19 protein-coding genes are annotated in these 19,861 nt (G+C 67.1%); 8 read left to right on the plus strand and 11 right to left on the minus strand.

What is annotated here, in order from left to right:
• Nucleotides 1-4 precede the first annotated feature (4 nt).
• Together V7778_RS01240 and V7778_RS01245 are read left to right on the plus strand one after the other, a co-directional pair.
• Nucleotides 5-2,047 carry a DUF4214 domain-containing protein gene (locus tag V7778_RS01240; RefSeq protein WP_335551541.1) on the plus strand — a complete coding sequence of 681 codons (2,043 nt, stop codon included), beginning with the start codon at nucleotides 5-7 and terminating at the stop codon, nucleotides 2,045-2,047.
• A 68-nt stretch (nucleotides 2,048-2,115) separates the two neighbouring features.
• A complete protein-coding gene (locus tag V7778_RS01245; protein WP_335551542.1) occupies nucleotides 2,116-2,850 on the plus strand; it encodes a YjjG family noncanonical pyrimidine nucleotidase in 735 nt (244 codons plus the stop codon).
• A gap of 52 nt (nucleotides 2,851-2,902) precedes the next feature.
• Here V7778_RS01245 and V7778_RS01250 read toward each other — a convergent pair whose 3' ends face one another.
• From V7778_RS01250 to V7778_RS01260, 3 genes are all read right to left on the minus strand, one after another.
• Nucleotides 2,903-3,811 carry a DUF2145 domain-containing protein gene (locus V7778_RS01250; RefSeq protein ID WP_335551543.1) on the minus strand — a complete coding sequence of 303 codons (909 nt, stop codon included), beginning with the start codon at nucleotides 3,809-3,811 and terminating at the stop codon, nucleotides 2,903-2,905.
• Nucleotides 3,811-4,293, minus strand: a complete 483-nt coding sequence (locus tag V7778_RS01255) for a hypothetical protein (protein ID WP_335551544.1) — start codon at nucleotides 4,291-4,293, stop codon at nucleotides 3,811-3,813. The genes V7778_RS01250 and V7778_RS01255 overlap by 1 nt, the downstream gene beginning before the upstream one ends.
• A gap of 104 nt (nucleotides 4,294-4,397) precedes the next feature.
• The gene (locus V7778_RS01260) at nucleotides 4,398-5,279 is read right to left on the minus strand and encodes a LysR family transcriptional regulator (protein ID WP_335551545.1); all 882 of its coding nucleotides are present in this window, start codon (nucleotides 5,277-5,279) and stop codon (nucleotides 4,398-4,400) included.
• 105 nt (nucleotides 5,280-5,384) lie between these two features.
• Between V7778_RS01260 and metE the strand changes: the two genes are divergently transcribed.
• Entirely contained in the window at nucleotides 5,385-7,691 is a 2,307-nt protein-coding gene (gene metE / locus V7778_RS01265; protein ID WP_335551546.1) for a 5-methyltetrahydropteroyltriglutamate--homocysteine S-methyltransferase, read from the plus strand.
• A gap of 174 nt (nucleotides 7,692-7,865) precedes the next feature.
• Here the strand turns inward: metE and V7778_RS01270 are convergent, their stop codons facing one another.
• From V7778_RS01270 to V7778_RS01300, 7 genes are all read right to left on the minus strand, one after another.
• Entirely contained in the window at nucleotides 7,866-8,639 is a 774-nt protein-coding gene (locus V7778_RS01270) for a LytR/AlgR family response regulator transcription factor (RefSeq protein WP_335551547.1), read from the minus strand.
• Nucleotides 8,618-9,706, minus strand: coding sequence for a sensor histidine kinase (locus V7778_RS01275; RefSeq protein WP_335551548.1), 1,089 nt, complete (start codon nucleotides 9,704-9,706; stop codon nucleotides 8,618-8,620). The genes V7778_RS01270 and V7778_RS01275 overlap by 22 nt, the downstream gene beginning before the upstream one ends.
• 121 nt (nucleotides 9,707-9,827) lie before the next feature.
• Nucleotides 9,828-10,574, minus strand: a complete 747-nt coding sequence (locus tag V7778_RS01280) for an ABC transporter ATP-binding protein (protein ID WP_335551549.1) — start codon at nucleotides 10,572-10,574, stop codon at nucleotides 9,828-9,830.
• A complete protein-coding gene (locus tag V7778_RS01285; protein WP_335551550.1) occupies nucleotides 10,564-11,334 on the minus strand; it encodes an ABC transporter permease in 771 nt (256 codons plus the stop codon). Before V7778_RS01285 ends, V7778_RS01280 begins: the two co-directional genes overlap by 11 nt.
• The gene (locus V7778_RS01290; RefSeq protein WP_335551551.1) at nucleotides 11,327-11,779 is read right to left on the minus strand and encodes a cupredoxin domain-containing protein; all 453 of its coding nucleotides are present in this window, start codon (nucleotides 11,777-11,779) and stop codon (nucleotides 11,327-11,329) included. The genes V7778_RS01285 and V7778_RS01290 overlap by 8 nt, the downstream gene beginning before the upstream one ends.
• A gap of 3 nt (nucleotides 11,780-11,782) precedes the next feature.
• On the minus strand, nucleotides 11,783-12,349 hold the full coding sequence (locus V7778_RS01295; protein WP_335551552.1) for an SCO family protein: 567 nt from the start codon (nucleotides 12,347-12,349) through the stop codon (nucleotides 11,783-11,785).
• Nucleotides 12,346-13,395 carry an ABC transporter substrate-binding protein gene (locus V7778_RS01300; protein WP_335551553.1) on the minus strand — a complete coding sequence of 350 codons (1,050 nt, stop codon included), beginning with the start codon at nucleotides 13,393-13,395 and terminating at the stop codon, nucleotides 12,346-12,348. The genes V7778_RS01295 and V7778_RS01300 overlap by 4 nt, the downstream gene beginning before the upstream one ends.
• A gap of 144 nt (nucleotides 13,396-13,539) precedes the next feature.
• On the opposite strand from V7778_RS01300, the gene V7778_RS01305 reads away from it, so the two are divergent.
• From V7778_RS01305 to V7778_RS01325, 4 genes are all read left to right on the plus strand, one after another.
• On the plus strand, nucleotides 13,540-14,112 hold the full coding sequence (locus tag V7778_RS01305; RefSeq protein ID WP_335551554.1) for a hypothetical protein: 573 nt from the start codon (nucleotides 13,540-13,542) through the stop codon (nucleotides 14,110-14,112).
• Nucleotides 14,113-14,512: 400 nt separating this feature from the next.
• The gene (locus V7778_RS01310) at nucleotides 14,513-15,583 is read left to right on the plus strand and encodes a DUF5694 domain-containing protein (protein ID WP_335551555.1); all 1,071 of its coding nucleotides are present in this window, start codon (nucleotides 14,513-14,515) and stop codon (nucleotides 15,581-15,583) included.
• 150 nt (nucleotides 15,584-15,733) lie between these two features.
• Complete coding sequence (locus tag V7778_RS01315; RefSeq protein ID WP_442920678.1) at nucleotides 15,734-16,753, plus strand: UTRA domain-containing protein; 1,020 nt, start codon at nucleotides 15,734-15,736, stop codon at nucleotides 16,751-16,753.
• Between the two features lie 46 nt (nucleotides 16,754-16,799).
• Nucleotides 16,800-16,946 carry a gamma-butyrobetaine hydroxylase-like domain-containing protein gene (locus tag V7778_RS01325; protein WP_335551676.1) on the plus strand — a complete coding sequence of 49 codons (147 nt, stop codon included), beginning with the start codon at nucleotides 16,800-16,802 and terminating at the stop codon, nucleotides 16,944-16,946.
• 112 nt (nucleotides 16,947-17,058) lie between these two features.
• Here V7778_RS01325 and V7778_RS01330 read toward each other — a convergent pair whose 3' ends face one another.
• Complete coding sequence (locus V7778_RS01330; protein WP_335551556.1) at nucleotides 17,059-17,667, minus strand: PEP-CTERM sorting domain-containing protein; 609 nt, start codon at nucleotides 17,665-17,667, stop codon at nucleotides 17,059-17,061.
• 297 nt (nucleotides 17,668-17,964) lie between these two features.
• On the opposite strand from V7778_RS01330, the gene V7778_RS01335 reads away from it, so the two are divergent.
• Nucleotides 17,965-19,767, plus strand: coding sequence for a YbhB/YbcL family Raf kinase inhibitor-like protein (locus V7778_RS01335; protein ID WP_335551557.1), 1,803 nt, complete (start codon nucleotides 17,965-17,967; stop codon nucleotides 19,765-19,767).
• The last annotated feature ends 94 nt before the right edge of the window (nucleotides 19,768-19,861 follow it).

Below are 19,861 nucleotides of genomic sequence, written 5' to 3' on the forward strand. Positions count from 1 at the left end.
CACAATGGCGATCACCACTCTCACCCACCTCCTGAGCGTTCCCAAGTACGCTCAGCGTCCCTACCTCTCCGCCGACGGCCGCTCCATCGTCCTGTACGTGGAGGGCAGCGACTACTTCCTGTTCGGTAACCAGTACAAGGAAGGCCTGGTCGTGCTCGACCTGGTCGACGGGAGCGTGGTCCCGCTGGCGCCGGTGGGCGGCCTGGTGGTGGACGATGATTATTCCCGTTTCATCGGCATGAACGGGGACGCCAGCCAGGTCTACTTCAACACCGTCAGCGATGCCGCGACGCTTGGACGCGCCGTGTACATGACCGACACCACCACCGGCACGACCACCCTGGCCCTGCCTTTCCCGGGCGGCGCAGCCGGCGCGGCGGGCTCCTTCGGCCTGATGTCGGCCAACGGGCGCTACATGCTCGAAGAAACCCCGGCAAAGCCGGGAGGCAGCTACGGCTTGCAGTGGCGCGACCGGCAGACCGGTGAGACGCGCCAGATCGAGGCCGTCCTCAAAAGCCAAAGCTACACTGGTGCGGAAGCAGCCGGCATCTCGGACGATGGCCGTATGGTGATGATCAAGGCCCTTTCACCGGACATCGTTCCCGGCGATACGAACAACGGGTTTGATTACTTTGTCCAGGACATGGCCACCGGTAAGATCGTGGCCGTACAGTCCGCCACCGACGGCACCATCGGTAACGATACCGTCTTCGAGGCCGTCCTGTCCGCGAATGGCCGCTATGTCGCCTTCAGCTCGATGTCGACCAACCTGGTCGCCGACGGCGCCGGCACCGCCTACGGCAGCTACGTCAAGGATCTGCACACGGGAGCGATCGTGCGCGTGTCCGAAGACCTGTCCGGAAAGCCGCTGCCTTTCGGCGCCACCATCTCGAGCATCTCCGCCGACGGACGCTATGTGGCCCTGCGGACCTCCGACCGCATGGGAGTCGCTCCCGCGGACGAGTTCGGCGAGTTCGTGTTCGTGAAAGACATGCAGACCGGCGGCATCGGCGTGGTCAACGCGGATCAGCCGGTCGAGGCCGGCATCCTGGCATCGGCGCAGCTGTCGGACAATGGCGAGATGCTGACCTACATGGCCGTGAATTACGTGGACCTGCCGATCAGGCACGCGGTCTTCCATGTATTCGCCGCCCCGCGCCCGACGCTCGTCACGGCGGCAATCGACGGGCACTACCTCGGCAGCGCCGGGGCCGACACCCTCGCCGGCGCCTTGGGCAACGACAGCTATCTCGTCAACCACGCCGGCGACATCGTCCTCGAATACGCCGGTCAGGGCACCGACCTGGTTACCGCCTCGATCAACTACAGCTTGCCGGACACGGTGGAAAACCTGCAGCTGAGCGGCAGCGCGCGCAACGGCACCGGCAATGCGCTGAACAACGAGATTCGCGGCACGACCGCCGCCAATACCTTACGCGGCGGCGCCGGCGACGACGTCCTGGAGGGGATGGGCGGGTCCGACACGCTGTACGGCGACGGCGGCTTCGACACCGTCAGCTTCAGCGGCTCCGTGCGCGACTATACCTTCACGAAGACCAGCTGGCGCCACGAGGTGACCAAAACCGGCGCCGGCGGCGCGGTGAGCCATTTGTACGACATCGAGCACCTCAAGTTCGCCGATGCGGAAGTCACCTTCGAGACCACCGGCAAGGCCGCGATGGCCTACCGCGTCTACCAGGCGGCGTTCGACCGCACGCCGGACCTTGCCGGCCTGGGTTACTGGATCTCGCGCATGGAGGCGGGCATGACGCTCGACCAGGTCGCGCGCAGCTTCATCGATTCGGTGGAATTCAAGGGCCTGTTCGGCACCGCCCCGACCAACGCGCAACTGGTCGAGAAGATGTACCAGAACGTCCTGCACCGCAAGCCCGACGCGGCGGGCCTGGATTTCTGGGTGGACGTCATGGAGCGCGGCGCGCTCACGCGCTCCGAACTGCTCACCAGCTTCAGCGAATCGACCGAGAACCAGGATGCCCTGATCACCATCATCGGGCACGGCATCGCCTACACGCCCTACGGCGGCTAAGGTGGCGCCCGGCCGGGGAGCGAGGGCCGTGCTACCATGGACGGCCCCTCACCCGCCCGGCAAGCGCCATGAAATACAAGCTGTTCCTCTTCGACCTCGACGACACCCTGCTCGACTTCAAGGCCTCCGAACAGTGCTCCTTCACCCGCACGCTGCGCGAACTCGGATTCCCCGAACCGGGCGCGGCTCTTTTTTCGGACTACCAGGCGATCAACCTGGGACTGTGGAAGCGTTTTGAAGAAGGCAAGCTAACCAAGGACTTCCTCAAGGTGGAGCGCTTCCGCCAGACCTTCGCAAGGCACGGGCTGGAACTGGACGCCGAGGCCGCGAGCCGCCTGTACCTGGAATCGCTGTCCGAGACCGTGGTGCTGGTCGAGGGCGCGCTGCGCCTGTGCGAAACGCTCGCCGCGCTCGGCGAAGTCGGCATCATCACCAACGGCATCGACCACATCCAGCGGCGCCGCATCGCCAGCTCGGGGCTGGGCGGCTACCTGTCCTTCGTCGCGACCTCGGAGGCCTGCGGCTACGCCAAGCCGGACAGCCGTTTCTTCGACTACACCACGCGCATGGCGCGCAGCTTCTCGCATGACGAGACCGTCATCGTCGGCGACCGGCTGGATGCGGACATCCTGGGCGCCAACCGCTACGGCATCGACAGCTGCTGGTTCAATCCGGGGAAGCTGGTCAATGCGTCGCCGGCGATCCCCAGCTGCGAAGCGAGCCGGCTGGACGAGGTCCTGCCCGCGCTGGAAGGCCAGGCTAGCGCTTCGCCTTTCCTTCGATCCGCTCCAGCAGGAGCTTGATCTCGTCGATGACGATCCACGGGTCCTGCCCGCAGGAGGCGTGAAGAGCCGTTCAGGACCGGATGTCGACGATTTCATCCTCAGGCTTCGGCGTGCAGGCCGCATCGAGCGGCGCCCCGTCGCGCCGGACGACGATACGCTGCGCGTCATGGCAAATTTCCACCCGGCGCGTCCCCGGCGCCCGGCGCAGCACGAACTCCTCGATCGAGGCCGGCACGCTCACATGCAGCGCCAGCGCATGGATGTCGTCCAGCGGGTGGTCGTTCAGGTGCACCAGGGGCACGAACTGCCCGGCGAACATCAAGGCGTGCGAGGGAATCCGGACCGGGCCGGCGGCATAACCCTGGGCGCGCAGCCAGTCCTGCGCCTGCCGGCGCGGCGCTTCCCTGGCGTCCAGGCGGCCCCACGCGCTGGCGAGCAGCTCCGCCACCCAGCCGTTGCAGTTCTGGTAGCGCGTGCCGTAGGCATAAGCGTTCGCGCTGTACTGCCCGGCCAGAAGGGCCAGCGCAAGGCGCTTGTCCAGGGCCGCCCGTTCCAGCAGCGCCGCTTCTTCATCGGGCAGGAACAGCAGCGACATGTGGCCGCGCGCGGGCGCATCCGCCCCGAGCGCGAAGCCGGGCACGCCCTGGTCGAACAGGCGCGGACGCGCTTCGTCGCAGGCGTAGTAGAGCTGGCGCACGGCCCAGGAGCCGGCTGCGTCGTCCTTCAAGGCGACGCCGGCATGCGAGTACAGCAGGCCGAAGCGGCTCAGGTCCGTCCCCGCGCGCGCGACCAGGGCGACCCGCGCGCCGGAGCGTTCCAGCTCCTGCTTCACGACGCCGGCGAAGCGCAGCACGCGGTCCTGCTCGGCGGCCGTGATGTCGCGCGAGCGTTCGCAGAAGGCCGGCACTCCGGCCCAGGCGCCCGTGCCGGCGCACAGGGCCAGCCCGGCCAGGGTCAGCCGGGCCAGGCGGACGACCATCAGCCGGTGACTTTATGCGATTGCAGTTCGCGGTACCACTCGTCCTGCAGCGCCAGGAAGAAGGGACGCTGGGTGTCGGCGTAGGCGAATTCGAAGCCGTACACGCGCTCCTTGACATTCACCAGCTCGCCCGCGTTCACGCGGCGCTGGGCCAGGGCGCGGTCCGGCACGTCCAGGTTGAACGCGCGCGCACCGGCCACCGCACGCAGGGTCATGCGGGTAGTGCCCGGCTTGCCCGGCGCCTGGGCGACGTTGATCACGCGGTACTGGCCGGCGGCCACGCGGTCGTCGTCGCTCGAGCTGGTGCTGGAACCGCTGATCGAATCGGAAATGCTGGCCGACGAGGCCGAACCCGCACTGGAGGCCGAGGAGGTGAAGCTGTCCGCCTGGGCGGGAACCGACAGTGCGGCTGCGAAGGCGGCGAGGCCGAGAATGCGGGAGAGAAGACGGGGGAGAAGGCGGGAGAGAGTCGGGGTGCGCATGAAGGTCTTTCGTAAAAACGTGCTCGATGAGGCTATGGTACAAGTCCCGCGCGCCGCTGAGAAGGCGCAAGCGCGCGGCGGCGCGGCTTGTTTGTAACAAGATGTCAGGTCTGGCGCGCCAGCGTCACGAAGGCTTCCAGGTAGTCGAGTCCCGCATCCTCCTCGCGCGTGCCCAGGAAGATCTGCTTGGCGATGCCCTGACGGCCCAGGCGCACCGGCACCACCGGCATGCGCGCGGCGTATTCCTGCACCAGCCAGCCCGGCAGCGCCGCCACGCCGCGCCCGCCCGCCACCATCTGCACCATGATGTCGGTGGTCTCGATCGTCTTGCGCTCGCGCGGCGCGCAGCCGGCCGGCACGAAGAAGCCGTTGTAGATGTCCAGGCGCTCGATATCGACCGGATAGGTAATCAGGACTTCATCCGACAGGTCGCAGGGCTCGACGAACTCGCGGCCGGCCAGGCGGTGGCCGCTGCCGACCACCAGCATCTGCTCGTAGTCGAACACCGGTACGAAGCGCAGGCCCGGCTTGAACAGGGGGTCGGGCGTGACCAGCAGGTCGACCTCGTAGGAGGACAGGGCCTGCAGGCCGCCGAACTGGAATTTCTGCTTCACGTCGACGTCGACCGCCGGCCAGCTGGCCAGGTAGGGTGCGACGACCTTCAGCAGCCACTGGTAGCACGGGTGGCACTCCATCCCGATCCGCAGGGTGCCGCGCTGGCCCTGGGCGTACTGCGCCATCTGGCGCTCGGCATGGTCGAGCTGGGGCAGCACGCGCTGGGCCAGGCCGAGCAGGTATTCGCCGGCCTGGGTCAGGCGCAGCGTCCGCCCCTCGCGCGTCCACACCTGCGTGCCGAGCTGCTGCTCGAGCTTGCGGATGGTATGGCTCAGCGCGGACTGGGTCAGGCACAGCACCTCGGCGGCCGCGGTCAGCGAGCCGCGGCGGTCGACTTCACGAATGATGGACAGGTGAATACGTTCGAGCATGGCTGAACTATGAATGAAATTAATGGATGCATGAAATCATACCAATTTTATTCATGAATCAGCTCGCCTATGATGGGCTTATCCACTTACCAACGAACGGGCATCATGACCATCACGCACAATCTCGGTTTCCCGCGCATCGGCGCGCAGCGCGAACTGAAGTTCGCCCTGGAGCGCCACTGGAAGGGCGAGGCGTCCGCGCAAGAGCTGGCGCAACTGGCCGCCGGGCTGCGCGTCCGCCACTGGCAGCAGCAGGCCCGCCTCTCGCTGGCGCCAGTGGGCGACTTCTCGCTCTACGACCAGGTGCTCGACATGAGCTTCACCTTGGGGAACGTGCCGCGGCGGGCGCACGCCCACGATGGGGAGCCGCTCGACGCCTACTTCCGCATCGCGCGCGGCCGCTCGGGGGGCCAAGACCGCGGCCAGGACCGCGACCACGATTGCGGCTGCATGCAGGCGGGCGAGATGACCAAGTGGTTCGACACCAACTACCACTACATCGTCCCCGAGTTCAGCGCCGCCACCCGCTTCGCGCTCGACACCAGCCGCCTGGCGGAACAGCTGGCCCAGGCGCGCGCGCTGAAGGTGAAGGCCAAGCCGGTGATCATCGGCCCCCTCACCTACCTGTGGCTCGGCAAGGCCCAGGATGGCGTGGAGCGCCTGTCCCTGCTGCCGCAGCTGCTGGCGGTGTATGCCGAACTGCTGGCCTGGTTCGCGCGCGAGGGCGTCGAGTGGGTGCAGGTCGACGAACCGGCCCTGGTAACGGAACTCGACGGCGCCTGGCGCAGCGCCTACGCGACGGCCTACGAGGCCTTGCGCGGCAGCGGCGTCAAACTGCTGCTGGCCACCTACTTCGGCCCGCTGGAAGACAATCTGCCGCTGGCCTGCGCGCTGCCGGTCGACGGCCTGCACCTGGACGCGATCGGGGCGCCGCACGAAGTCGAGCCGGCGATCGGGATGCTGGGACAGGACAAGGTGCTGTCGCTGGGTGTGATCGACGGCCGCAACGTCTGGAAGACCGACCTGCACGCCACCCTGGCCTGGCTCGAGCCGGTGCAGCGCCGGATCGGCGAGCGCCTGTGGATCGCGCCGTCCTGCTCCCTGCTGCACGTGCCGGTCGACTTGCACCAGGAAGAGGCGCTCGATCCGGAAATCCGCTCCTGGCTGGCCTTCGCCGTGCAGAAGCTGGAGGAACTGGACATCCTCGCCACCGCCCTCGACCATGGCCGCAGCCGGGTGCAGGAAACGCTGGTGGAGAACGCCGCCGCCATCGACCGCCGCCGCGCCTCGCCCCGCGTGCGCAATCCGGCGGTGGCCGCCGCGGTGGATGCCATCACACCAGGCATGGGCCGGCGCGCCAGCGGCCACGCCGAGCGCAGCGCGCGCCAGGCCGCGCGGCTCCGGCTGCCGGCCTATCCCACCACCACCATCGGCTCCTTCCCGCAGACCGCCGCCATCCGCCAGGCGCGCCGACAGTTCAGGCAAGGGGAGCTCGACGCCGCCGGCTACGAGGCCGCGATGCGCGCCGAGATCGCGCGCTGCGTGCGCGAACAGGAAGCATTGGGACTGGACGTGCTGGTGCACGGCGAGGCCGAGCGCAACGACATGGTCGAATATTTCGGCGAACAGCTCGAGGGCTATGCCTTCACCGCCAAGGGCTGGGTGCAGTCCTACGGCTCGCGCTGCGTCAAGCCGCCCATCCTCTACGGCGACGTCCGGCGCCCGCGTCCGATGACGGTGGCCTGGACCGCCTATGCCCAATCGCTCACCGGCAAGCCGATGAAAGGCATGCTGACCGGCCCGGTGACGATGCTGAACTGGTCCTTTGTCCGCGACGACCAGCCGCGCGCCCTCACCTGCCGCCAGCTGGCGCTGGCGATCCGCGCCGAGGTGCTGGACCTGGAACGGGCCGGCGTGCGCGTGATCCAGATCGACGAGGCGGCCCTGCGCGAAGGCCTGCCGCTGCGCCGCGCGCACTGGGACGCCTACCTGGCGTGGGCGGTGGACGCCTTCCGCCTGGCCGCCAACGGGGTGCGCGACGAGACCCAGGTCCACACCCACATGTGCTATTCGGAGTTCAACGACATCCTGGCTGCGATCGCGGCCATGGATGCGGACGTGATCACCATCGAGACCTCGCGCTCGAACATGGAGCTCCTGGGGGCCTTCGACGACTTCCGCTACCCGAACGAGATCGGGCCGGGCGTGTACGACATCCATTCGCCCAACATCCCCAGCCAGGAAGCCATCGTGGGGCTGATGCACCAGGCGGCGGCGCGCATCCCGGCGCAGCGGCTGTGGATCAACCCGGACTGCGGCCTGAAAACCCGCAGCTGGGAGGAAGTGCGCCCGGCCCTGGCCAACATGGTGGCGGCTGCACGCACCCTCAGGCAAACGGCCGAGGTCTACTAGAGATATATCAAAAACTAATTTGAGACATCACAACATATCATTGGATTTATATTTTGCGGCGCAGCATACTGCACCTGTCTCCACTATTTCTCCTCCAAGAAAATAGTCTTCAAGCCCGCGCAATGCGGGCTTTTTTTTCGCCTGCGCGATTCGTGCAACGACACGGCGGCCCGCTCACATCTGGCGGAACAGGTGCACGAAGCTCCGGCTGACCGGCAGCGATTCGGCGCGGCGCTTCAGGTGGATGGTGGCGGTCTCGCTGCCGCGTGTGATGTGGCTGACGGCGCGCAGGTTGACCGCAACGGCGCGGTGCACCTGCACGAAGTGGTCGCCGTCGAGCTGCGCCAGCAGTTCCTTGAGCGGGGTGCGAACCAGCGCCTCGGCGGGCTGGCCGTTGTCGTGCCAGGCCACCGCCGTGTACTTGGTGTCCGAGCGCAGGTAGTCGATCTGGTCGACCGGGATCGGCCGGACCATCTGGCCGACCTGGGCGTAGATCCAGCGCAGCGGCTGTCGCGGCGCATCGCGCCGCAGTTGGCTTGCCAGCTGCTGCAGCAGCGCCTCGGTTTGCGCCACAGGCAGCGCGGCCGCCAGGCGGTCCCGCAGGCGCGCCACCGTCTCGGCCAGGCGCGCCATCTCGACCGGCTTCACCAGGTAGTCCAGCGCGCCCTGTGCGAACGCCTGCACCGCATACTGGTCGTAGGCGGTGACGAAGACCAGGTGGGCGCGCCGGCCGATCCGGCTGGCCGCCTCGACACCCGAGATGCCCGGCATGTGCACGTCGAGAAAGCAGATGTCCGGCGCCAGCGCCTCGAACTGCTCGATGGCCTCGCGGCCGTTGCGCGCCTGCGCCACGATACGCAGCTCGGGCCAGGCCTCGGCCAGCTGGCGCGCCAGCGCATCGCGCAGCAACGGCTCGTCGTCGGCGATCAGTGCGGTGGGGTGGTGCATGGTTCGCTCTCCAGTGCCGGGAATTCGACTTCGGCGCAGACGCCGTGAGGTTCGCGCGCCGCCAGGCGCAGCTGCGCGTCGCCGCCGAAAGTCAGTGCAAGACGTTCGCGCAAGCCGGCCAGCCCGGTCCCGGGCGGGCCGGCGTGGACGAAGCCGACGCCGGTATCGTTGACGCGGGCCAGGCAGCGGGTACCGCGCCGCTCGATGCTGATGTCGATGGCGCCGCCCTCCTCGCTCGGATCGATGCCATGACGAACCGCGTTTTCGACCAGGGTCAGCACCGTCGTCGCCGGGCAGCGCACATTGACGAGCGATTCGTCGACCTGCAGCGAATAACGCAGACGATCCGGCATCCGCATGTGCATCAGCTTCAGGTAAGCCTCCACCAGGCGGACTTCCTGCCCCAGGGTATTGCAGCCTTCGTCCAGTTGCGGGATGGCCGCGCGCAGGTAGGCCGTCAGGCTGCGCAACACCGCCGGCGCTTGCGGCGAGCCGATGTCGACCAGCGCCTGCACGTTCGCCAGGGTGTTGAACAGGAAATGCGGCGCGACCTGTGCCTGCATCAGCTTCATGCGCGCATCCAGGGCCTGGCGCGCCAGTTCGCTGCGTTCCAGGTCGAAGGCCAGCGCCTGGTGCCGCGCCAGCGCGTCCTTCTGGCGTATCAGCGCCACCAGCGCAGTCCACGACCCCGCCAGCAAGCCTGCCATGGTCAGGAGCATGAACCCGGACAGCCGCTCGTGAACTGTCCAGAAGGGCGGCGTGCCGGAACCGGTCGAGGCGAGATAGATCGCCAGCGTCGCGAGCGGCATGACCAGCGCCACGCCGCCGACCTGCAGCGCCCAGCGCCCCACCGGCCTGGGCAGGCGGCGCGGCCAGCGCTCGAGGAGGGAAAACATCAGCACCCCCATCAGCGCCAGGATGGCCGCACGGAACACCAGCGTCATCGGCGACTTCCACACGAAGCTGAGCGGAATGCTTGCCACCATGGCCACCGCCATGGCGACCGCGACACGCCGCAACAGCATCCTGGCGCCGAGCGGCTGGTCCGCATTGCTTTCAGTAATCATCTGCTCTCCTATGGATGGAGGCAGTATGGCCCAGGCGGCGGCCGGATGCATTCCCCATGCGACGAAATACGGCGGGAGGAGACCGGCTACGCCCAGGCGCGACAAGCTGACGGCGGCGAACTCAGACGCTCAGCCCCAGCTGGCCCAGGATCGCCTCCTTCATCTCCTGCAACTCGGGGCTGGACACCTTGCGCGGATGCGGCTGGGTGACGGCGAAGCTGGCCTGCACCGTGGTCGGGCGCGGCGACAGCACCACGATGCGGTCGGCCAGGTACAGCGCTTCCTCGACGTCGTGGGTGATCAGGACCACGGTGTGGCGCTCCTCCTGCAGGATGCGCAGCAGCTCGTTGCGCATGCGCAGATTCATCAGCGCGTCGAGGGCCGAGAAAGGCTCGTCCATGTACAGGATCTCGGGCTTGACGACCAGGGCGCGCGCGATCTCCACGCGCTTGAGCATGCCGCCGGACAGCTCGCGCGGGTAGGCGTTCTCGAAGCCCTTGAGCCCGACCATCTCGGCATAGTGGTCGGCCAGCCGCGCCTTGTGTGCGCGCTCGCCGTCGTTCAGGCCGAACATCAGGTTTTCCTGCACCGTCAGCCAGGGGAAGACCGAACCGTGCTGCGAGATCACGATGCCCTTGGGGCCGGGCCGCGTCAGGCGCTCGCCGTCGATCGTCACGGCGCCGGAATCTGGCTGCTCGAAGCCGGAGATCATCTTCATCAGGGTCGATTTGCCGCAGCCCGACGGCCCGACGATGGCGAGGAACTCGCCGTCCTGGATCTCCAGCTGGATGCCGCCCACCACCGGCAGGGTGGCGCCGCCCTTGGAAAAACTCTTGCGGATATCGTCGACAACAATCTTAACGGCCATAGCGCCACCTTACCGAGTTGAGTCCTTCCAGCCTGCGCATGACGACGTCCAGCAGCAGCCCGATGAGGCCGATGATCGCCATGCCCGCCACCACCAGGTCGTAGCGGTTGCCGGCGTTGCGCGCGTCGATGATCATGTAGCCCAGGCCCGAGGCGCGCACGATCATCTCGGCCGCCACCACCACCAGCCAGGCCACGCCCAGGCCGATGCGCATGCCGACCACGATGTCCGGCAGCACGGCGGGCACGATCACCTGGTGGAACATCTTCTGGCGCGAGACGCCGAAGTTCATGGCCGCATGCAGGTAGCGCTGCTCGATGGTGTGCACGCCGTTGGCCGTCTGCACGATCATCGGGAACACCGCCGCCAGGAAGATCAGGAATACCGGCGCCACGTCGCCCACGCCGAACCACAGGATCGCCAGCGGAATCCAGGCGATCGGCGAAATCGGCCGCAGGATCTGGAACAAGGGGTTGAGCGTGTGGTAGACGCGGTCCACGCGCCCCATCCACAGGCCGACCGGCACCGCCACCGCCACCGCCAGCAGGAAGCCGACGGTCACGCGCATCAGGGAGGCGCCGATGTGCTCCCACAGGGTGCCGTTCTGCGCCAGCTCCACGGTGCCGGCCAGCACCTGGCCCGGGGTCGGGAAGATCAGGCTCTGGCTCTGCGCGACGGCCAGGTGCCACACGGCCACCAGGGCCACGATCAGCAGCAGCGCGGGCCAACCGCGTTTCAGGTAGTCGACGAATTTATCCACTGATGTTATCCACTGAAGTGCTTTTCTCGGTCAATCGGTCGAGGCGCCAGCGCAGGCGCGCCAGGCCGGGGGCCGGGTAGGGTTCGACGATCACCTTCATCGAGCCGCTGCTGTGGGCGGTGCAATTGAACTCGTTTTCGGAGACGGTCTCGAAGGGCAGGCGGAAGTCCTGGCCCGGCATGATGAGCACCGGCCCGAAGACCTGCGGCACGGTGTCCTTGTTGCGCAGCAGGAGCACGTCCTGCACGCCCTGGGTCAGGCGGATGGTCGAAGGCAGGATGTCGCGCTTGTCGCCCTTCATGCGCCGCTCCCAGGTGCCGGCCGGGATCTCGAACAGCTTGTCGCGGCTGTTCGCCGCCAGCGGCGCGAACATGGCCCAGGCCAGCGCAAGCAAGACGCAAGCGAGTGTCAGCCACAGGGGCCAGAGGCGGCGCAAGGTCCTCACGCCCTACTTCTTCAACAGGATCGCCAGGTCGTGCGCGATGTCGGCGGCCGGGCGGCCGAAGGGCATCAGCGCGCGCAGCATGCCGCGCCGGTCGACGAAGTACAGGTAGGACGAATGGCCCAGCTGGTACCCGGCCTTGCCTTCGACGAGCTGCTTGCTCACGCTGATGCCGTAGTCTTTCAGCACGCCCTGGATTTGCTCGGGCGTGCCGCCGATGCCGATGAAGCTGGGGTCGAACCTGGCCAGGTAGCTGCGCAGGTGGCTGGTGCTGTCGCGCTCCGGGTCGACCGTGACAAACACCACCTGCACGTCGGCCGCCGCCGCCCCCAGCAGGGTGCGCGCCTGGGCCAGCGAGGCCAGCGACACCGGGCAGACGTAGGGACACTGGGTGTAGCCGAATTCCAGCACCACCACCTTGCCGCGCAGGCTGGACAGCTTGAAGGGCTTGCCGGTCGACGCCGGCAGCGCGATCTCGGGCGCGGCGCGCGGCGGCTCGAATACGCCGGATTTCAGGGTTTGGCCGTGGGCCAGGCTGCAACACAGCAGCAAGGACAGCAATAAGGTCTTCACAGCGGAATCGGCACCGGTTTGATGTTCTTGTAAAAACGTTCGTCGACGTAGCGCTCGTAGGCCACCGGGCGCTTGAGCGTCTTCGCTTCGACCGACAGCTGCATCAACTCGTCGAACTCGGCGCGGATCAGGCGCAGGTCGCCGTAGGTCACGCGGTCTTCGGGATTGTCCATCACGAACTTGATGATCTTCGGGTCCTGGCCAAAATACGTGCGGCTGGACGCGATCAGGGCCGCCTTGTCGCGGTTCGCCGGTCCCTTGTCGAGCCAGTCGCCGGCCGCCTGGATATGGTTGACCAGGTCCTGCACCAGCGCGGGGTTCGACTCGATCAGGTCTTCGCGCACGGTGAGCACGCAGCAGATGTAGTTGCGCCATTCGTCGCGCGTCATCGCCAGCGGGCGCGCATAGCCGGCGCGCTGGGCCGCCGCGCCGAAAGGCTCGCCGGTGCAGTAGGCGTCCACCGCCCGCGCGTACAGCGCGGCCGGCATGTCGGGCGGCGCCATCTCGATCAGGGTGATGTCCTTGGGCGTCATGCCGGCGCGCGCCAGCATCTTGCGCAGGAAGAGGTAGTCGACCGCGAAACGGCTGGGGATGGCGATGCTCTTGCCGCGCAGGTCGCGGAAGGACCGCGCCGGCGAATCGGTGCGCACCATGATCACCGCGCCCGAACGGTGGCCGAGCGAAACGATCTTGAGCGGGATGCGGCTGTCGACCAGGTCCATGACCAGCGGCGCCAGCATGTAGGCAGCCGGGATGCGGCCCGTCATCAGCGACTCCTTGACCTCGGGCCAGCCGCTGAACTTGGCGTAGGCGAAGGGCGAGGGTCCGGCGCCGGATTTCGCGTTGACGGCGATGCGGGCCTGGCAGGCGATCGGCAGGGTCAGGTTGCAGGTGACGGGCAGGCCGCCGACGACCAGCGGCTTGTGCGCACTGGCCGCGCCGGCCGGGGCGGACGGCAGTGCCAAAGGCGCGGCCGCGGCCAGGGCGCCCTTGAGCACCTGCCGGCGGCGCAGCGCGTGGAGTGTGGCAGGCTCGTCAGGCGTCATGGTGGATACCGAAGCAGAAGAAAAACGTTTCCAGATTGTACCTCAGGTGTCCTGGCGCCAGTACGGCTGTGAGGGGCCTGCACACCCGTGCACGCCGTTTCCGGGTGGCGGACTAGACTGTCGTTTTCGGTTTGCGAGCGCGCCATGAACATTGTCTGCATCGCCTGGGGTTCCCTGCTCTGGAAGCCGGGAGCGCTGCGCCTGGCCTCCGGCTGGCATCCCGGCGGCCCGCGCCTGCCGCTGGAATTCGTGCGCAAGAGCGACGACAGTCCCGAGGTGGCGCTGGTGCTGTGCGAAGGCGCCCGCCTCATGCCGACCTACTGGGCTTACCTGGCCACGCAGGACCTGGACATGGCCCGCGCCATGCTGAGCGCGCGTGAAAAGATCACGCCCGAGCGGCCGGACTGGATCGGCAGCCTGCCCTCCGCCGATGGGGCCCGCAGTGACGAACGCATCGCGGCCTGGCTGCGGGAGCAGCGCATCGACGCCGCTGTCTGGACCGCCCTGCCGCCCAAGTCGGCGGGAAGTGAGGGCCGCGTGCCGACGGCGCAGGAAACGGTGGCGATGCTGGACAGCCTGCACGGCGCCGAACGCGCCGAGGCGGAGAAATACGTGCGCCGTACGCCCGCCCATATCGACACCCGCTACCGCCGCCTGATCGCGGCCTCGCTCGGCTGGACGCCCTTGCGCGCGGCGCATGTCACCACCCGCAGTTGAGGGGGCCTGAGAAGTTCCTTATTGTCGTGACCCCGACAAGACCATACACTGAGCCATTCTGAACGTCTGGTATCGGTCCAGGCTGTGTAAAAACGCCAAATCTCGAAATTGCTATGGGTAGGGAGACCCTTCCCGACCTCGAGAAAATCGCGTAGCGGCCGTTCTGAGAGGTCTATTTTTTCGTTGTCGAATTTTCTTCACGTTTTTACACAGCCTGGGCCGATAGTGGACGTACACGGCCGCCATCGGAACGCCAAGATGACGGCCATATTAGTCGACGGACCGATGCCGCGGCCAAGCACTTCTCCAAGCCAGCCGCACCGTGTGCATATCCGATTTTCCCTGCTTCCAGCTGCAGCTGATGTAGGCTTGGCGTTCATTCACACGGACAGGAGATTTCATGCGGCGGCCTCTCGCTTCACTCGTCGGATTGCTGCTTGCGCTCGGTACACAGGCAGCAGACTTCGAACCCGGCAAGCTGAAGGGCCCGAAGAACGGCCCGCAGAACGAAGTCCTGGTCCTGGGCACGCCCCACCTGTCACAGCTGCCGCCTGTCTTCCAGCCGTCCGGCCTCGGCCCGCTGAACGAACGGCTGGCGCGCTGGCGTCCGCAGGCGATCGCCATCGAGGCGCTGTCCGGCCCGCAGTGCGCCTTCCTGCGCCAGTTCCCCCACCGCTACCGGGAGACGGTCGACGACTACTGCTGGGACACCGCACCGGCACGCGCAGCGACCGGCCTCGACGTCCCCGCCGCCACGGCGCAGGCCGAGGCCATGCTGGCCTCCTGGCCGCAAGCGCCCTCGCCCGCCCAGCGGCGGCGCCTGGCGGCCCTGTTCCTGGCGGGCGGCGAGCCGGCATCGGCCCTGGTCCAGTGGCTGCGCCTGCCCGAGTCCGAACGCCGCAGCGGCGACGGACTGGACGCCACCCTGGTCGCGGCGCTGGAGAAGCTGCGCGTGAAACGCCGCGAAGACTACCTGATCGCCGCCCCGCTGGCGGCGCGCCTGGGCCTGGAGCGCCTGTACGCCTTCGACGACCATACCGCCGACCAGCCGATGAAGGACGAAGCGGAGCAGAAGCGCTACGGCGCGGCGCTCATGAAAGCCTGGGACAACCCCGCCGGGGCGAAGCGCAAGCAGCTCGACGCCGCCCTGCAAGCGCGCCTCGGCACGCAGGAAGGCGTGCTGGCCATGTACCGCGGCTTCAACGCGCCCGACCAGTGGCGGCTCGTGTTCGACAACGACTTCGGCGCGGCCCTGGAAGAACCCTCGCCCCAAGGCTATGGACGCGACTACGTCGGCTACTGGGAAACGCGCAACCTGCGCATGGCCGCCAATCTGCGCGAGGTGATCAACGCGCGCCGGGGCGGCCGCACCCTGGTGCTGGTCGGCGCCTCGCACAAGGGCTACCTCGACGCCTATCTCGACCAGATGCACGACCTGCGCCTGGCCGACGCGCTGCGCGTGCTGGAGTAACCGTCAACCGAACCGGTGGACGCATATCGATATGCGGCCACCGACTCAGGCGTTTTCCGTATGTCGTAGCACGAAGAGATTCGTTCCCGTCACGCCAGCCCATCGATACCATCTTCGCAAGATCATCACCCGTCATGACAGGACTTGCGAATGCCATCCTTCCGAGCCATTGAACACTCTCCGGTGCCGCTGTACTCCCAGCTGCGCGAACGCATCCTGGACGGCACCTGCGGCCAGGACACGCGCCCGCCGGCCGAAAGCGAGATCGGCGCGATGTTCGGCGTCAGCCGCATCATCGTGCGCCAGGCCCTGGGCGACCTGCAGAACGAAGGGCTGATCGTCAAGGTGGCGGGCAAGGGACACCGGATCGTCAACCTGGTACTGTCGCAACGCGAGATCCCGGCCAGCGCCGCCGTCGGCGGCCGCCTGCGCGCCGAGAACCTGGCCGAACGCGACGTCTTCCTGATCCTGGAAAGCGACTATGGCATCGCCCTCGGCCATGCCGACCTCCAGATCGGCGCCCTGAATGCCGACGCAGAACTTGCCGCGGCCCTGTCAGTGGCGCCCGCCGCGGCCCTGCTGCGCATCGAGCGCCTCACCTGGACGGCCGGTGGCGAGCCGCTCGATTTCGAATACCTGTACGTGCGCGGCGAAGCCCAAGTGCAAATCGTTGACGTGCTGGTGATCGGCGGCGGCACCGCCGGCCCGATGGCCGCGGTCAGGGCCAAGGAAGCGGAGCCGGCCCTGCGTGTCCTGCTGCTGGAAAAAGCCAACGTCAAGCGCAGCGGCGCCATCTCGATGGGCATGGATGGCCTGAACAACGCCGTGGTGCCGGGCTTCGCCACGCCCGAGCAGTACGTCAAGGAGATCACGGTCGCCAACGACGGCATCGTCAACCGGAAGACCGTGATCGCCTATGCGCAGAACAGCTACGCCATGATCGAAGCGCTGGACAGCTGGGGCGTCAAGTCCGAAAAGGACGAAACCCGGCGACTATGCCATGCGCAAGGTGCATCACATGGGCACCTATGTGCTGCCGATGCCGGAAGGGCACGACATCTACGCCGGCAGCGGCGCGGTCCTGCCGGCGCTGCTGGCCGCGCCGGACGCCGCCGCCTGGCAGGTGCGCGAGGAAGCCGCCACCACGCTCGGCAAGCTGGGACTGGCTGACGCCTCCGGTGCATTGATTGCGGCGCTGGACGATCCCCTGTGCCGAGTGCCGGGCGAAGCGCCGCGCATCACCGCCATCGAGCCGGTCGGCGCCTACGCCCTCAACCTGGTCTTTGCCGACGGCCACCGGCGCGGCATCTATCCCTACGCGATGCTGGACCAGCCGGCGTTGGCCGCGCTGCATCACGCGTGATGTACGCGGGGCGGCAGCGATCAAAAGGATCAAAAAAAATGCCAGTCATTCGTCTGACTGGCATTTTTTTTCAGCACCGCCGGGATCGCCCCCGGCGGCATACGCGCCGTGCTCAGGCCTTCTTGCGGCGGCGCGCCAGCATGCCGGCGGCGCCCAGGCCGAGCAGCGCCAGCGAGGCGGGTTCCGGGACGTCGGCCGCGGTCACGGTGAACGAGCCGGTCAGGATGCCGGTACCGTCATAGTTGCCGCCCGTCGCCATAAAACCCCAGGCTTCGCCGGCAGTCAGGTCGAGGTCGATGGTCTTCGAGACCACGCCACCCCAGGTATTGCCGGTCAACTCGGTCGCATTGCTGGTCGAGCCTTCCCAGATCGACATCGTGGTGTACGACTGGAACCAGGCTGCGAACGAGGACAGGTCCACGTTGATCGACAGGTTGCCGTTTTTCTGCGCGGTCGTGGAGAACACGTAGGTCTGGCCCGGCACGCCCATGCCCGCATGGCCTGGATGTTGGAAATCGTAGCTCAGCTTGTCGCCGCCGACCGTCAGGTCGGAACCCATGCCATAGGCGTCGCTGCCGGTCCAGGTGGCGCTCCACTGCTGGCCGAGCGGGCCGGTGCCGGTGACGGCGGTGTTGGTCGTGACGATGGCCGCCGAGGCCGGGAGCATGAACGCCAGGCCGAGGGCTGCGGTGCTGAACAATTGTGCGAGTGGTCGATTCATTTTTCTTGGTCTCTATCCAGGTTATATTTAAAGAAAGACAAATTTACATGTAGCAATATACGTGCCAGTACTGCAAGTATTTGATTTGCAAGGAGGCATTTCGATCCTTCTTAAGCGAATGTAAGAAATTCCGACACGCATCATTTGTATCCCACAAGAAACTAACAGGCGGGTCATTACTCCCGCTCCAGCAGTTGCGCCCGCTCTGTCTATGTACGTTCCCTCACAAACCGCCGCTCGCCGCTCTGGCACGATGGCCGGGCTGTCTCCCCCACACGATGAAGAAAGGACGCCCCGATGAAACGCGCATTGCCCGCACTCCTGCCCGCAGTCCTCCCCAGCCTGTTGCTGTATCTCGCATCCGGCGCGGTCGCCGCCCAGCAGGGCGACGGCACCCAGGTCTCGAACGGTGTCAACGTCTTCAAGCCGAACAAGGTGGAGCCGACCGCGGAGCGCCTGCGCGGCATCAAGGCGCCCCAGGGATTCACGGTCACGCCCTTCGCCACCGGCCTCAAGAACGCCCGCATCCTGGTGGTGGCGCCGAACGGCGACATCTACCTGAGCCGGCGCGACCAGGGCGACGTGCTGCTGCTGCGCGACGCCGACAAGGACGGCCGCGCCGACGGCGCCCCCGTCACGGTGGCCAACCGCGCCGGCGTCCATGGCCTGGCGATCCGCGACAGCAAGCTCTACCTGACCACGGCGCGCGAGCTGTTCGCGGCCGGGATCGGGCCTGACGGCCGCCTGGGCAAGCTCGAGCTGCTGGCCGGCGACCTGCCCGACGCCGGCCAGCACCCCAACCGCAGCATGGCCTTCGGCCCCGACGGCATGCTCTACCTGAGCGTGGGCAGCACCTGCAACGCCTGCAACGAGAGCAACCAGGAAAACGCCACCATGCTGCGCATCTCGCCTGACGGCAAGCAACGCAGCATCTTCGCCAGCGGCCTGCGCAACACCATCGGCTTCGCCTGGCATCCGCAGACCGGCGAATTCTGGGGCTTCGACCACGGCATCGACTTCCTGGGCGACAACCAGCAACCGGAAGAACTCAACAAGCTCGAACTGGGCAAGCAGTACGGCTGGCCGCACGTCTACGGTGCGGGCGAGATCTACCCGCAAAGCACGCCGCCGGGCGAGATCAAGAAGGAAGAATGGAAGGCGCGCAGCCAGCCGATGGTGCTCGGCTATACCGCCCATGCGGCGCCGATGCAGATGGTGTTCGCCGCCGGCGACATGTTCCCGGCCGAGTTCCGCGGCGACGCCTTCGTGACCATGCGCGGCTCGTGGAACCGCAACCCGGCCTCGGGCTACGAGATCGTGCGGGTACGCTACGCCAACGGCCAGCCGAAGTCGGTCGAGCCCTTCGTCACAGGCTTCCTGACCGACGGCGGCAAGACCCATATCGCGCGTCCGGTCGGTTTGGCCTTCGCCAAGGACGGCGCGCTGCTGATGGCGGACGACGCCAACGGCGTCATCTACCGCATCGCCTACACGGGGCCGAAGACCGAGGCGGTGGGCAACGCCGTCCCGCCGGCCGGACCGATGCGCGAGCAGGCGAACAAGGGCAATGGCGTGCCGCTGGCGAACAAGCGCCCGGAAACCGAGGCCAAGGGCCAGCTCGCGCTCAGTTCGTCCGCCTTCCGCGACGGCGGCCAGCTGGACGTCCGCTTCAGCGAATACGCCGACGGCGTCTCGCCGCCGCTGTCCTGGAAAGCCGTGCCGAATGCGAAGTCCTATGCCATCGTGATGGAAGACCCGGACAGCAAGCCGGTCACGCCTTTCGTGCACTGGCTGGCCTGGAACATCCCGGCCAGCGTCACCAGCCTGCCGGAAGGCCTGCAGGAACAGCCGCGCCTGACCGATCCGGATGGCGTGCTGCAGGGCCGCACTACACGCGGTTCGATCGGCTGGTTCGGTCCCAAGCCGCCGGTCGGCGACCTGGCCCACCATTATCATTTCCAGGTGTACGCGCTCGACACCGTGCTCGACCTGCCCTTTGGAGCCGACCGCGACCAGCTGCTGCAGGCGATGCGCGGCCACATCCTGGCCAAGGGCGAGATCATCGGTAAGTACGGCCAGAAACAGAAGCCTCTCAAATAAGCCGTTCACGCAGGCTTCTTCGCTCTTTCTTGCTCAACTCATCACTTTCCGTTGCCACTCGGCAACGGAAAGTGATGCAAGTAAAGATTTCACT

The sequence above is a fragment of the Massilia sp. DD77 genome (genome assembly GCF_036961685.1).
In the GTDB taxonomy this organism is placed as follows: Bacteria; Pseudomonadota; Gammaproteobacteria; order Burkholderiales; family Burkholderiaceae_D; genus Telluria.

Excerpts from the sequence above, each read along its gene's own strand:
- V7778_RS01275 (WP_335551548.1), bottom strand. The coding sequence starts at position 9,706 with ATGATTACTGAAAGCAATGCGGACCAGCCGCTCGGCGCCAGGATGCTG.
- V7778_RS01270 (WP_335551547.1), bottom strand. The coding sequence starts at position 8,639 with ATGCACCACCCCACCGCACTGATCGCCGACGACGAGCCGTTGCTGCGC.
- V7778_RS01310 (WP_335551555.1), top strand. The coding sequence starts at position 14,513 with ATGCGGCGGCCTCTCGCTTCACTCGTCGGATTGCTGCTTGCGCTCGGT.
- V7778_RS01305 (WP_335551554.1), top strand. The coding sequence starts at position 13,540 with ATGAACATTGTCTGCATCGCCTGGGGTTCCCTGCTCTGGAAGCCGGGA.
- V7778_RS01255 (WP_335551544.1), bottom strand. The coding sequence starts at position 4,293 with ATGCGCACCCCGACTCTCTCCCGCCTTCTCCCCCGTCTTCTCTCCCGC.
- V7778_RS01335 (WP_335551557.1), top strand. The coding sequence starts at position 17,965 with ATGAAACGCGCATTGCCCGCACTCCTGCCCGCAGTCCTCCCCAGCCTG.
- V7778_RS01240 (WP_335551541.1), top strand. The coding sequence starts at position 5 with ATGGCGATCACCACTCTCACCCACCTCCTGAGCGTTCCCAAGTACGCT.
- V7778_RS01280 (WP_335551549.1), bottom strand. The coding sequence starts at position 10,574 with ATGGCCGTTAAGATTGTTGTCGACGATATCCGCAAGAGTTTTTCCAAG.
- V7778_RS01330 (WP_335551556.1), bottom strand. The coding sequence starts at position 17,667 with ATGAATCGACCACTCGCACAATTGTTCAGCACCGCAGCCCTCGGCCTG.
- V7778_RS01245 (WP_335551542.1), top strand. The coding sequence starts at position 2,116 with ATGAAATACAAGCTGTTCCTCTTCGACCTCGACGACACCCTGCTCGAC.
- V7778_RS01260 (WP_335551545.1), bottom strand. The coding sequence starts at position 5,279 with ATGCTCGAACGTATTCACCTGTCCATCATTCGTGAAGTCGACCGCCGC.
- V7778_RS01300 (WP_335551553.1), bottom strand. The coding sequence starts at position 13,395 with ATGACGCCTGACGAGCCTGCCACACTCCACGCGCTGCGCCGCCGGCAG.
- metE (WP_335551546.1), top strand. The coding sequence starts at position 5,385 with ATGACCATCACGCACAATCTCGGTTTCCCGCGCATCGGCGCGCAGCGC.
- V7778_RS01250 (WP_335551543.1), bottom strand. The coding sequence starts at position 3,811 with ATGGTCGTCCGCCTGGCCCGGCTGACCCTGGCCGGGCTGGCCCTGTGC.
- V7778_RS01315 (WP_442920678.1), top strand. The coding sequence starts at position 15,734 with ATGCCATCCTTCCGAGCCATTGAACACTCTCCGGTGCCGCTGTACTCC.